At 68.1% G+C, this 11,594-nt stretch carries 14 protein-coding genes; 4 read left to right on the top strand and 10 right to left on the bottom strand.

Translation table 11 applies throughout. From position 1 onward, the window contains the following. Nucleotides 1–163: 163 nt before the first annotated feature. From AB0F70_RS27315 to AB0F70_RS27325, 3 genes are read right to left on the bottom strand one after another with little or no spacing between them, the layout of a single operon-like run. Nucleotides 164–982: an alpha/beta hydrolase gene (locus AB0F70_RS27315; protein ID WP_357456450.1), complete on the bottom strand. Its 819-nt coding sequence runs from the start codon at nt 980–982 to the stop codon at nt 164–166. A 40-nt stretch (nt 983–1,022) separates the two neighbouring features. Beyond that, complete coding sequence (locus tag AB0F70_RS27320; RefSeq protein WP_357456453.1) at nt 1,023–1,805, bottom strand: alpha/beta hydrolase; 783 nt, start codon at nt 1,803–1,805, stop codon at nt 1,023–1,025. 26 nt (nt 1,806–1,831) lie between these two features. Further along, entirely contained in the window at nt 1,832–2,131 is a 300-nt protein-coding gene (locus tag AB0F70_RS27325) for a hypothetical protein (protein ID WP_357456456.1), read from the bottom strand. A gap of 154 nt (nt 2,132–2,285) precedes the next feature. Between AB0F70_RS27325 and AB0F70_RS27330 the strand changes: the two genes are divergently transcribed. Both AB0F70_RS27330 and AB0F70_RS27335 read left to right on the top strand, forming a co-directional pair. Continuing rightward, a complete protein-coding gene (locus tag AB0F70_RS27330) occupies nt 2,286–3,281 on the top strand; it encodes an FKBP-type peptidyl-prolyl cis-trans isomerase (protein ID WP_357456459.1) in 996 nt (331 codons plus the stop codon). Nucleotides 3,282–3,409: 128 nt separating this feature from the next. Next, a complete protein-coding gene (locus AB0F70_RS27335) occupies nt 3,410–3,937 on the top strand; it encodes a phosphoribosyltransferase (protein WP_357456462.1) in 528 nt (175 codons plus the stop codon). Here AB0F70_RS27335 and AB0F70_RS27340 read toward each other — a convergent pair. Beyond that, nucleotides 3,879–4,592 (bottom strand): phosphatase PAP2 family protein, encoded by a 714-nt coding sequence (locus AB0F70_RS27340; RefSeq protein WP_357456465.1) that lies wholly within the window; start codon nt 4,590–4,592, stop codon nt 3,879–3,881. The genes AB0F70_RS27335 and AB0F70_RS27340 overlap by 59 nt on opposite strands. 393 nt (nt 4,593–4,985) lie before the next feature. On the opposite strand from AB0F70_RS27340, the gene AB0F70_RS27345 reads away from it, so the two are divergent. Continuing rightward, entirely contained in the window at nt 4,986–5,585 is a 600-nt protein-coding gene (locus tag AB0F70_RS27345; protein WP_357456468.1) for a hypothetical protein, read from the top strand. Then, nucleotides 5,582–6,256 (top strand): response regulator transcription factor, encoded by a 675-nt coding sequence (locus AB0F70_RS27350; RefSeq protein WP_357456471.1) that lies wholly within the window; start codon nt 5,582–5,584, stop codon nt 6,254–6,256. The genes AB0F70_RS27345 and AB0F70_RS27350 overlap by 4 nt, the downstream gene beginning before the upstream one ends. 25 nt (nt 6,257–6,281) lie before the next feature. On the opposite strand, the gene AB0F70_RS27355 is transcribed toward AB0F70_RS27350, so the two are convergent. From AB0F70_RS27355 to nrdH, 6 genes are all read right to left on the bottom strand, one after another. After that, entirely contained in the window at nt 6,282–6,665 is a 384-nt protein-coding gene (locus tag AB0F70_RS27355) for a DUF5615 family PIN-like protein (RefSeq protein WP_357456474.1), read from the bottom strand. Continuing rightward, nucleotides 6,655–6,897 carry a DUF433 domain-containing protein gene (locus AB0F70_RS27360; protein WP_357456477.1) on the bottom strand — a complete coding sequence of 81 codons (243 nt, stop codon included), beginning with the start codon at nt 6,895–6,897 and terminating at the stop codon, nt 6,655–6,657. Before AB0F70_RS27360 ends, AB0F70_RS27355 begins: the two co-directional genes overlap by 11 nt. A 136-nt stretch (nt 6,898–7,033) precedes the next feature. Further along, complete coding sequence (gene nrdF / locus AB0F70_RS27365; RefSeq protein WP_357456480.1) at nt 7,034–8,014, bottom strand: class 1b ribonucleoside-diphosphate reductase subunit beta; 981 nt, start codon at nt 8,012–8,014, stop codon at nt 7,034–7,036. 51 nt (nt 8,015–8,065) lie between these two features. Further along, entirely contained in the window at nt 8,066–10,171 is a 2,106-nt protein-coding gene (gene nrdE, locus AB0F70_RS27370; RefSeq protein WP_357456482.1) for a class 1b ribonucleoside-diphosphate reductase subunit alpha, read from the bottom strand. A 41-nt stretch (nt 10,172–10,212) separates the two neighbouring features. After that, nucleotides 10,213–10,647, bottom strand: coding sequence for a class Ib ribonucleoside-diphosphate reductase assembly flavoprotein NrdI (gene nrdI, locus AB0F70_RS27375; protein WP_357456485.1), 435 nt, complete (start codon nt 10,645–10,647; stop codon nt 10,213–10,215). 53 nt (nt 10,648–10,700) lie between these two features. Beyond that, complete coding sequence (gene nrdH / locus AB0F70_RS27380) at nt 10,701–10,943, bottom strand: glutaredoxin-like protein NrdH (RefSeq protein ID WP_020017613.1); 243 nt, start codon at nt 10,941–10,943, stop codon at nt 10,701–10,703. Nucleotides 10,944–11,594: the final 651 nt, after the last annotated feature.

An 11,594-nucleotide genomic window follows, 5' to 3' on the forward strand; every position in this document is an offset into this window, starting at 1 on the left:
GGTCGTCGCTGACCTCGTGGACCGCGGACATGTCGTCCATGATCCCTGCGACGTTGGCCAGCGCGTCGATGCGGTCGCCCGCGGCGAGGACGCCTGTCCGGGTCCCTGGCAACACCAGGGAGACCCGGACAGGCGCTCTACTTCGCGGAACTCGGTGTGCTGGTCAGCGGTGCGCCACCACATGGCTGTGCAGCAGGCCCAGGGCCGCGGCGACGGCCTGTGGGTCCTCGACGACGCTCATGTGGCCGACGCCGGGCACGAGGGTGAGTGCGCCGTCGCCGGCGGAGAGCCGGGCGGAGGTACCTGCCGCCCGGACCATGTGCTCCGCCTCGGCGAGCGGCGTGATCGTGTCCTCAGCTCCCACGACCACGGAGACCGGCGCGTCGAAGCGCTCGAGCACCGCCGTCCGGTCCGGGCGGGCCGCCATCGCCCGCTGCGCCCAGGCGACGCCTGCGGGCGACTGCCCGCGGATCCACGAGTCCAGCACCGGGAAGAGGTGTCGCCGGCGTTCGGTGGTCGTCGCACCCACCAGGGCGGCGGGCATGCTGAGGACGGGGTCCACCGTCTGGCTGGCGTCCACCGCGGCGGCGATCCGGAGGCGCTTGGCACGCGCCTCCTCGGTGTCCGCCGTCGACTTGGTGCTCACGAGCCCGAGACCCGCGACGAACCCTGGGTGCCGCTCGGCCAGGGCGAGCGCCACGTACCCGCCCATCGAGTGCCCGACGACCACCGCGTTGCCCTCACCGGCCTCGGTCATGGTCCGGTACACCCAGTCGGCCGTGTGGTCGATGCTCGGCTGGAACCCGTCCAGGTCGCTGTGCCCCGCTCCCGGCAGGTCGACGCCGATGGCGCGGGCGCCCGGGGGAAGGAACGCCGCGCAGGCCGCCCACATGCGGTGGTCGAGCGGAAAGCCGTGCAGCAGCACGAGCGGCACTCCGCCGCCGTCGTGCAGCGTGAAGGTGGCCAGGGCCTGTGAGGTCATCGTCGTCCTCCTGTGGTGGGTGCTGTAGTGGTGAGGCCGCTCAAGAAGCTCCTACGGGTCCGTCCCAGTGCGTCGGCAGCGGCAGCGGATGGTCGGGCAGTACGTGGGCCACTATCTCGTTCAGCGCGCGGGCGACTGCCGGCTCCCCTACCCACAGGTGCTTGGCCCCGTCGACGCCGATCACCTCGGCCTGCGGCACGCGCGCGAAGCGGCGGCGAGCCTCCTCCGGCCGCAGGTAGTCGTCGAGCTCCGGCACGAGGACGACGAGAGGCTTGCCGAACGCCGCCCAGCGGTCCAGGTCCTCGTCGGTCGCGCGGTGCAGCGGCGGCGACAGGAGGATCGCGCCCTCGATGCTCGGGTCGGCGCCGTGCTTGAGCACCAGCTCGGTGCCGAAGGACCAGCCGACCAGCCACGGCCGCGGCAGTCCACGGAACTCGGCGAGCTCGATGGCCGCCGCGACGTCGTACCGCTCGGCGTCACCGCCGTCGAACGTGCCCTCGCTCGTACCGCGCGGGGACGAGGTGCCGCGCGTGTTGAACCGCAGGACGGCGAGGTTCGCCAGCGCGGGCAGGCGCCAGGCGGCCTTGCGGTACACGTGGGAGTCCATGAACCCGCCGTGCGTGGGCAGCGGGTGGAACGTCAGCAGGCTGGCCGACGCCTCGCTGTCCGCCGGCTGTGCCAGCTCGCCCACGAGCGTCAGGCCGTCGGCGGTGTGCAGCTCGACGTCCTCCCGCTGCGCGGGCAGGACGGTACCCGAGCGGATCTGGTGGGTCGTCTGGCCGGAAGCCTCGTCCGGCGTCGCTTCGGTGGTCATCGGTCCCATTGTCGCCCCGCTACCCGTCCGCGGGCTCACCGCAGGTTCGCGCGGCGCTGCCAGCAGCTGTTGTGCCAGTGCCTGCGACCGTCCAGACCCGCCTCTGGACCGCCGAGGACGTCCGTCTTCCACGCGACGACGTGCGCGGTCCCTGGCGTGACCTCCTGGCGGCAGGCAGGGCAGACGTACGTCTTGTCGGACGAACGGATCCGCTGCACCACCCACTCGCCGTCCGCCGCCGACTCGCTGCGCCGGCCACCCGTAGCCCGATCGACATCGAGGGGGACGTGGTCCGCGGCATACGGACGCTTGCTGGAGCGGCGGTTCGACGGCATGGCAACTATTCTTCCGCAGGGCGGAGCGGATCGCTCGAACCCCGCCCGAAAACTGCTCGCATCGCGCATCACACTGCCTGGGAGCCCCGCCCATCTCCGCCCGCTAGAGTGTGCCGGTCCCCAGCAAGGCGCAAACCCGACCGAAGGACTACTTGTGAAGCACCGCACAACTGCCGGCCTGGCAGCCGTCGCGCTGGCAACTATCGCGCTCACCGGCTGCGCAAGCCAAGGCGGCCCCGCGGACGGCGGCAACGCTGCCGCCTCCGACGGAAACGTCTGCGAGGTGAAGGCCGCGCCTGAGCCGTCGCCCGCCCCCAGCCCGTCCGAGGCCGACGTCAAGGCCGTCGACGCGATCGAGGTCGCCGGCCCGGTCGGCAAGGAGCCGACGGTCACGTTCAAGGCGCCGCTGCAGGTGAGCGCTCCGACGTTCCGCATCGTCGACGAGGGCTCAGGCGAGGAACTCAAGGAGAAGGACCAGGTCACCATCGACTACGTGGTCCTCGCGGGCAAGGACGGCAAGCAGGCCACCTCCACCTGGAAGACCAAGGAGCCCGAGACCTTCGAGCTCGGCGACCCGCAGTACGACCTCCTGAACGACCAGCTCATGGGTCAGAAGGTCGGCGCGCGACTCCTCATGGCCAGCACCGCGATGGACCAGTCCATCCAGGTCACGATGGTCGAGGTCGCGAAGGTCGAGGCCCCCAAGGAGATCCCGACCCGCGCCGAGGGCACCGAGGTCGCGCCGAAGGATGGCCTGCCCACCGTCGCGCTCGCCGACGACGGCCAGCCGACCGTCACCATCCCCGAGGGCTACAAGGTGCCCACCGAGCTGGTGGTCGAGCCCCTCATCGAGGGCGATGGCGCGGAGGTCACCAAGGACCAGACAGTCACCGTCCAGTACGCGGGCTGCCTGCTCGACGGCACGTCGTTCGACTCCTCGTGGAGCCGCGGGGCTCCGCTGGAGTTCCCGCTCAACGGCGTGATCCCCGGCTGGACCAACGGCATCGCCGGCCAGAAGGTCGGCAGCCAGGTGCTGCTGGTCGTCCCGGCCAACCAGGCCTACGGTGAGGAGAGCGCCGAGAACACGCACGAACTGGCCGGCAAGGACCTCATCTTCGTGGTCGACATCCTCGAGGCCAAGAAGGCCTGACCTCCCGGCCCGTCCGCTCGCGGACGGTCTGAGACCTCGCGCACTCCGCGTGCGCATCGCCGCTGGTCACGGCGTAGACGTGGCGGGTACCCGAACCGGGTGCCCGCCACATCTCGTAGGGTCGTCCCATGACCTCGACAGACCTTCCCGCCGCTGAGCCCGCTCCCATGCCGGAGCGCGAGGTGCTCACCTGGGAGACCTTCCCCGACGCGGTGCGCGACCTCGCCCACAAGGTCGTCGACAGCGGGTTCGTGCCCGACGTGGTGGTCGCCGTCGCGCGCGGCGGCCTGGTGCCCGGCGGTGCCATGGCGTACGCGCTCGGCACCAAGGGCGTCGGCACGCTGAACGTCGAGTTCTACACGGACATCGGCCAGACGCTGGACGACCCCCGTGTGCTGCCGCCCCTCATGGACACGTCCGAGCTCCCGGGTGCCAAGGTCCTGGTGGTGGACGACGTCGCCGACTCCGGCCGCACCCTGGCCCTCGTCATGGACCTCCTGGACAAGCAGGGCGCCGAGGCCCGCTCCGCCGTGCTGTTCACCAAGCCCCGCACGATCATCCAGCCCGACTACTCGTGGAAGGACACCGATCTGTGGATCACCTTCCCGTGGTCCGCCGAGCCGCCGGTGACCGGCGCGAGGTCGATCGACGCGTGAACCGCTGAACGCCCGCGTGCGCGGCCAGGGCCACCAGGCAGGTGACCGCTGCGCCGAGGGCCAACCCTGAGGCGACGTCGTGCACGTAGTGGACGCCCGCGGCGACGCGGGCGCCCGCCACGGCCAGTGCCATCGGCACCACCACGGGCCAGAGCCGTGGCACGACGAGCAGGCAGGCGACAGCAAGGGCACCGGCGATGGTCGAGTGGTTGCTGGGCCAGGACCAGTCTCCGGGCGCGGGGCAGGCCAGCACGGTGGCGAAGTCGATGGCGCGGCACGGACGCTCCTCGGTGACTACCAACTTCACTACCTCGCTCGTCGCGTATGCGGCGACCGTCCCGGCCCCTGCAGCGGCGAGCAGACCGAACCCCGGACGGTCACGGAGCCACGTGAACAGCACCAGTACCGCTACGACGGCGACGAGGCCCAGCAGTCCCTTGTCTGCGACCAGGCCGGCGAATCCGGCGAGGGGTGAGCCGGTGGTCCCGCCCGCCACGCTCTCGAAGAGGCCGGCCCGTGCCGGCCAGGCCGCAAGCGACAGGGCACTCAGCCCGAGGAACGCGGTCAGCACGGTGGCCAGTGTGGCGTGCGGGACCCGGCTCCGGGCCGGTGGAGCCAGACGGTTCGCTGCTGGTGCGTGGCGCGTTGTGGTCATGCTGAGAACGCTAGGAATCGCTGGCGCCTCGCGGATCTGGCGTGGGTCAGGAGCCGTCTATGACCCTGGTCCTACATGGCCCGTCCCAAGATCAGCCCTGGGCGGGAAGCGGGCGCGGCCACCCTTCGGCGAGGATGGTCGGGTGATGCCGCCGACACCTTCCGACACCGGGCACACAGCCGGGACAGCCGCCGTGCGACCCTTCCGGCTGCTTCTGGTCGCGGTGTTCGCAGCGCTCCTGGTCCTCGCCGGTGTGGACCCGTGGTGGATGCTCGCACTGGCCGCCGTCGCGGCGCCCCTCGGGCTGACCGACGGCGGTGCACGGCTGGGCGTGGTCGCCATGGCCGTCGCAGCGGGGAGCCGCCTCGCGGGTCACCGCCGGCTGGCACGGCCGTGTCCTCCCCCTCTGTCGGCGGCACGGGAGTCCTGTCCCTCACCGAGCACGTGCGTGCGGCCGGTGGCTCGGTAGCGGCCGGCCCGGTGAGCGGCGAGTACGTGCTGCGAGCCGAGCTGCTGCCTCTGGACAGAGGTGCGGGCTCCGCTGCGGACACGGCTGCCGACACCGCAGCGGGCAAGTCCGTGGAAGGCATACCGCCGGTCGCTTCCGGATCCCTGGATGCCCAGACGGTCACCCACGGTCTGGTCCGCGCCCGGCGCCGCGGCGGGGTACTGCTGCTGACCGCGGTCCTCGTACCCGCGGTGGCGCTGGCCGCTGTCGCGACGGCGATCCAGCTCTCCGACCACCTCACCGCGCGCCGCGCGCTGCTGGGCCCGGACGCCTTCGCCCGGATCTCGGTCGGCGACTCCCGGTTCGACGTCCGGCGGTTGTTGCCCGCAGCCCCGCTCCAACGACCGCCCGGCGCGGATCCTTCGTGCGACTACTACGCGGTCACGGCCGACCCGCTCGCCGACGCGTCCGGCGACGCCTACCGGATCTGCTGGACGGAAGATCGTGTCGCCTCGGCGGACGTAGTGGTGGGCGGCGCGCGATGAGCGGCCCAGCTCCCGGCACACCGCTGCGCGTGGTGATCGCCGACGACGAACCCCTCGTCCGCGCCGGCCTCGTGGGGATCCTGGAGACCGACGACGGCGTCCGCGTCGTCGGTCAGGGCTCCTCCGGCGAAGAGGCGCTGGCGGCTATCCGGGCCCACCCTCCCGACGTCGTGCTGCTGGACGTACGCATGGGAACCATGAGCGGTCTGGACGCTCTCGCGGAGATCAGACGCTCGGCGGAGCACCTGCCGTGCCTCATGGTCACCACGTTCGGCGAGGACGAGTACGTCGCTGAAGCGATCAGGCTCGGCGCCGACGGCTTCGTCCTGAAGTCGGGCGACCCACGGGAGCTGCTGCTCGCGGTGCACGCGGCAGCATCAGGTGGCGCCTACTTCTCGCCCGCCGTATCGCGGCGCCTGCTGCAGACCGGGCTGGGCACGCGGTTCGTCGCTCAGCAGGATGCCAGGGTGCGGTTCGAGCGCCTCACACAGCGTGAGCAGGAGGTGCTGACCCTGGTGGGCGACGGCCTCGCGAACCCGGAGATCGCTGAGCGCCTTCATCTCGCGGAGGGAACAGTCAAGGTGCACGTCACCTCGATCCTGCGCACGACCGGCGCGCGTAACCGGGTGGAGGCGGCGCTCATCGCGGCGCACGCACGGACACCGGGCTGAGGCCCGCTCCGGAATCACCGTTTCTTCATCCGGTCCCGTGCAGGGTGAGTGCGCTGGGTCCCAGCTCGATGAAGTCCGCATGAACGAACACTGCTGCAATCGCGACATGATGAGCGGTGACAAGGGCGAGCAGGTCCCGGTTCTTGATGTTTCCGACAGTCACGAGTAGCAACCTGCGAGGGTGCCCACCGGTCTCGTGCGTGTGCCGGAAGTCCGCGTCCTTCGTGACGACGATCCTGTGATCCAGATCAGCGACCCTCGTGATCTCGGAGTCGCTGGTGTCTCCCCCGGCCGGAAGCTCCTTAACGTGGATCGCGTCGTACCCGAGCTCTGTCAGCTGGACAGCCAGAGACTTCGGAAGCTGCGCATCGACGATGAATCGCTCCGATTCGGCCACCTCAGGCGACAAGGACCTGAACCTGGAGACCACCGGCTACCGAGGCCGCGTACTCGAGGGCAGCGGCGATATCCTCCCGAGACAACTCGTCGTACTCGTCGAGGATCTCTTCGAAGGTCTCGCCAGCCGCGAGCAGTTCCAGGATGACCTGCACCGTCACCCGGGTACCACGGATCCGCGGCTTCCCGTGCACCACCGCGGGGTCCACAGAGATCCGTCCGAGACGAGTCGCTTCAGCAGCCATACCGCCAGTGTCCCACGCGTGCCACCTCCTAGCCAGGGACGCTCGTGAACGGCACGCAAAGAGGCCCGGAGCCGCAGCAGTCTGCGGTTCCGGGCCTCTGATCAGCCGCTATGAGCGACCGGCTCCCGACACGAGGTCAGAAGTCCCAGTCGTCGTCCTCGGTCTCCACTGCCTTGCCGATCACGTACGACGAGCCGGACCCAGAGAAGAAGTCGTGGTTCTCGTCCGCGTTCGGCGAGAGCGCCGCGAGGATGGCCGGGTTGACGTCGGTGTCCTCCTTGGGGAACAACGCCTCGTAGCCCAGGTTCATCAGGGCCTTGTTGCCGTTGTACCGCAGGAACTTCTTGACGTCCTCGGTCAGCCCCAGCTCGCCGTAGAGCGAGTCGGTGTACTCCTCCTCGTTCTCGTACAGCTCGAAGAGGAGGCCGAACGTGTAGTCCTTGAGGTCTGCCTGCTCCGCCTGTGTCAGCTTCGCGAGGCCCTTCTGGTACTTGTAGCCGATGTAGTACCCGTGGACCGCCTCGTCACGGATGATGAGGCGAATCAGGTCGGCCGTGTTCGTGAGCTTCGCCCGCGAGGACCAGTACATCGGCGCGTAGAAGCCGGAGTAGAACAGGAACGACTCGAGCATCGTCGAGGCGACCTTCCGCTTCAGCGGGTCGTCGCCCCGGTAGTAGTCGAGGACGATCTCTGCCTTCTTCTGCAGGTTCGCGTTGTTCTCTGACCACTCGAACGCCGCGTCGATCTCCGGCGTCGACAGCAGGGTCGAGAAGATCGAGGAGTAGCTCTTCGCGTGCACGCTCTCCATGAAGGCGATGTTGGTGTACACCGCCTCCTCGTGCGGAGTGATCGCGTCCGGGATCAGCGACACCGCGCCCACCGTGCCCTGGATGGTGTCCAGGAGCGTCAGTCCGGTGAACACCCGCGAGGTCATGGTCTTCTCGTGCTCCGAGAGGGTGTTCCACGACTGGATGTCGTTGGAGACCGGGACCTTCTCGGGCAGCCAGAAGTTGCCGACCAGACGGTCCCAGACCTCGGCGTCCTTCTCGTCCTCGAGGCGGTTCCAGTTGATCGCTGTCACGCGATCGATGAGTTTGAGCTTGCCGGTTGGCGACATGGGAGTTCCTTCAGGAGCAGCGGTACGGGCGAGACTGGCGGCAGGAACCGGTCAGAGCATGCAGGAGACGCAGCCCTCGATCTCGGTGCCCTCCAGTGCCAGCTGACGCAGGCGGATGTAGTACAGGGTCTTGATGCCCTTGCGCCACGCGTAGATCTGCGCCTTGTTGACGTCGCGCGTGGTGGCGGTGTCCGGGAAGAACAGCGTGAGGCTCAGGCCCTGGTCCACGTGCTGCGTCGCCGCGGCGTACGTGTCGATGATCTTCTCGTAGCCGATCTCGTACGCGTCCTGGTAGTAGTCCAGGTTGTCGTTCGTCATGTACGGCGCCGGGTAGTAGACGCGGCCGAGCTTGCCTTCCTTGCGGATCTCGATCTTGGCCGGCACCGGGTGGATCGACGACGTCGAGTTGTTGATGTAGCTGATCGAACCCGTCGGCGGCACGGCCTGGAGGTTCTGGTTGTAGATGCCGTGCTCGATGACCGAGGCACGCAGCTCACGCCAGTCGTCCTGCGTCGGGATCGACACCCCGGCATCGGAGAACAGACGCGCGACGCGCTCCGTGGCCGGCTTCCACTCCTGCTCGACGTACTTGTCGAAGTACTCGCCCGTGGCGTACTTCGAGTCCTCGAACCCACCGAACTTCTTGTTGCGCTCGATCGACAGGCGGTTGGACGCCCTGATCGCGTGGTACGCGACGGTGTAGAAGTAGATGTTGGTGAAGTCGATGCCCTCGTCGGAGCCGTAGTAGATGCGCTCCCGGGCGAGGTAGCCGTGCAGGTTCATCTGGCCCAGGCCGATGGCGTGCCCCTGCGAGTTGGCCAGCTTGATCGACGGGACCGACTCGATCGACGTCTGGTCGCTCACCGCGGTCAGTGCGCGGATAGCGGTGTCGATCGTGCGGCCGAAGTTCGGCGAGTCCATCGCCTTGGCGATGTTCAGCGAGCCCAGGTTGCAGGAGATGTCGCGGCCGACCTCGCTGTACGAGAGGTCCTCGTTGAACGTCGACGGGGTCGACACCTGCAGGATCTCCGAGCACAGGTTCGAGTGCGTGATGCGGCCCTTGATGGGGTTCGCCGCGTTCACCGTGTCCTCGAACATGATGTACGGGTAGCCGGACTCGAACTGCAGCTCCGCGAGCGTCTGGAAGAAGTCGCGTGCGCTGATCGTCGTCTTGCGGATGCGGTCGTCGGCCACGAGCTCGTCGTACTTCTCCGAGATGGAGATGTCGGCGAACGGCACGCCGTAGATCCGCTCGACGTCGTACGGGCTGAACAGGTGCATGTCCGCGTTCTTCTTGGCCAGCTCGAACGTGATGTCCGGGATGACCACACCGAGCGAGAGCGTCTTGATGCGGATCTTCTCGTCCGCATTCTCGCGCTTGGTGTCCAGGAACCGCATGATGTCGGGGTGGTGCGCGTGCAGGTACACCGCGCCGGCACCCTGGCGAGCGCCGAGCTGGTTGGCGTAGGAGAAGGAGTCCTCCAGGAGCTTCATCACGGGGATGACGCCAGAGGACTGGTTCTCGATGTGCTTGATCGGCGCGCCGTGCTCGCGGATGTTGCTCAGGAGCAGCGCGACACCGCCGCCGCGCTTGGAGAGCTGCAGCGCGGAGTTGATGCTGCGCGCGATGGACTCCATGTTGTCCTCGATGCGCAGCAGGAAGCAGGACACGGGCTCGCCGCGCTGCGCCTTGCCGACGTTGAGGAAGGTCGGCGTCGCCGGCTGGAACCGCCCGGAGACCACCTCCTCGACGATGTCGCGTGCCGTCTGCTCGACGCCGTCGGCCAGGCCGAGCGCGACCATGGCGACGCGGTCCTCGAAGCGCTCCAGGTACTTCTTGCCGTCGAACGTCTTGAGCGTGTACGAGGTGTAGTACTTGAAGGCACCCAGGAACGTCTCGAAACGGAACTTCTTCGAGTACGCGAGCTGGAACAGCTCCTTGACGAACGCACCGGAGTACTTGTCGAGCACCGTGGGGTCGTAGTACTTGGCCTCGACGAGGTGCTCGAGCTTGGCTTCGAGCGACTCGAACTCGACGGTGTTCGGGTTCACGTGCTGCAGGAAGTACTGGCGGGCCGCCTCGCGGTCCTTCTCGAACTGGATCTTCCCGTCCGGCCCGTACAGGTTCAGCATCGCGTTGAGCGAGTGATAGTCCATCTGGATGCTCTCCAGGGGGATCTCGCTCAGGCCTGCACCGTTCAGGCGGAGAGGCTCTGTAGTTGTTGCTGCCAAAATCGTCCCAATCCGTTGCGGACGCGCGCGACGTCCTCCGCAGTTCCCAAGAGTTCGAAGGCGTACAGATAGGGGACATCACACTTCGCAGCGATGATGTCCCCGGTGATGCAGTACGCAGCCCCGAAGTTGGTGTTCCCCGCAGCAATGACGCCGCGAATGAGCGACCGGTTGTGTTCGTCGTTGAGGAACTTCCTCACCTGCCGTGGGACGGCCCCGCCCTCGTTGCCGCCACCGTAGGTGGGGGCCAGGAGGACGTAGGGCTCGTCCACGCGCAGAAATCCGTCGGCGGGGCGCAGCGGGATCCGGTGCACCGACATCCCCAGCTCTTCGAGAGCAAGCTTCTCGACGAACCGGTGCGTGTTCTCTGACACGCTGGAGAAGTAGACGAGTGAGCCCACGTCACGCCTCCTTGCCGACGTTGCGGTAGTACAAGGTGTTGCGGTGGTGCTGGTCAGGCCGAAGCGGCCTGAAGCGCGGCGACCGCGCTGATCTGGTCGGGGCGGAAGCCCGACCAGTGGGTGTCGCCTGCGACGACGACCGGTGCCTGGAGGTACCCGAGGCCGCGGACCATCTCGAGCGCCTCGGCGTCCTGGGTGATGTCGACGACCGTGTACTCGACACCCTTGCGATCCAGTGCCCGGTACGTCGCGTCGCACTGGACGCATGCCGGCTTGCTGTAGACAGTGACGCTCATGTCCGCCTCCTCTGACCTCGAAGGACATCTGTGAACTTACACCGATGTGCTTTGTGAGCGGGTCTGCGTCTCCCGCTGAACCAAACACTACACCTAGTGTCTGACACCCGCTCGGTTACGACATGTTGTGGTTGAGGCCGAGTGGCGCACTACACCGGAACCGCTCGTGACGCTCAGGGACCATGCTGCCACGAGCCTCTGACACCGCTCGGCAGGCCGCACGCCTGGCCTGCTGCCGCGACTCCCGGCCCGGCACCGCGGGCCCCGAGAACCGGCACCTCACGCGCCTGCGGAGGGTCCCGGAGCACCAAAAAAGTGATCTCAGTTCGCGGCGTGTCGCGACCGTTCGGCGTGTCCCGCGAGCGCCGATCCGGACGGTGAGCCGGGTCACAGCGGACCGTTCAGAGCGGGTGCCAGCCGACGTCGTCGTGCCCGCCCGGGATCTCCGCCTCGGGGGCGTACGGGCTCCGGGTGAGGCAGAAGGTGCCGAAGCACGCATCCTCCGACGGTTCCCCGGAAGCACGAGATCGGTCGGATGCACATCAGTGACCATGACTTCGGTCGGTTGCGTTGAGATCGGTCAATCAAGTTCCCGCACGATGGCGAGCGCTTGATGCTCGATCTCGGCGGCCTCGGCGTAGTCGCCTATCC

The organism is Promicromonospora sp. NPDC023805, from assembly GCF_040639635.1.
Taxonomy (GTDB): Bacteria; Actinomycetota; Actinomycetes; order Actinomycetales; family Cellulomonadaceae; genus Promicromonospora.

Bases quoted from the DNA above. Each gene is read 5' to 3' on its own strand.
- AB0F70_RS27315 (WP_357456450.1), bottom strand. From the start codon at position 982: ATGACCTCACAGGCCCTGGCCACCTTCACGCTGCACGACGGCGGCGGA.
- AB0F70_RS27320 (WP_357456453.1), bottom strand. From the start codon at position 1,805: ATGGGACCGATGACCACCGAAGCGACGCCGGACGAGGCTTCCGGCCAG.
- AB0F70_RS27325 (WP_357456456.1), bottom strand. From the start codon at position 2,131: ATGCCGTCGAACCGCCGCTCCAGCAAGCGTCCGTATGCCGCGGACCAC.
- AB0F70_RS27335 (WP_357456462.1), top strand. From the start codon at position 3,410: ATGACCTCGACAGACCTTCCCGCCGCTGAGCCCGCTCCCATGCCGGAG.
- AB0F70_RS27340 (WP_357456465.1), bottom strand. From the start codon at position 4,592: ATGACCACAACGCGCCACGCACCAGCAGCGAACCGTCTGGCTCCACCG.
- AB0F70_RS27350 (WP_357456471.1), top strand. From the start codon at position 5,582: ATGAGCGGCCCAGCTCCCGGCACACCGCTGCGCGTGGTGATCGCCGAC.
- AB0F70_RS27360 (WP_357456477.1), bottom strand. From the start codon at position 6,897: ATGGCTGCTGAAGCGACTCGTCTCGGACGGATCTCTGTGGACCCCGCG.
- nrdF (WP_357456480.1), bottom strand. From the start codon at position 8,014: ATGTCGCCAACCGGCAAGCTCAAACTCATCGATCGCGTGACAGCGATC.
- nrdE (WP_357456482.1), bottom strand. From the start codon at position 10,171: ATGGACTATCACTCGCTCAACGCGATGCTGAACCTGTACGGGCCGGAC.
- nrdH (WP_020017613.1), bottom strand. From the start codon at position 10,943: ATGAGCGTCACTGTCTACAGCAAGCCGGCATGCGTCCAGTGCGACGCG.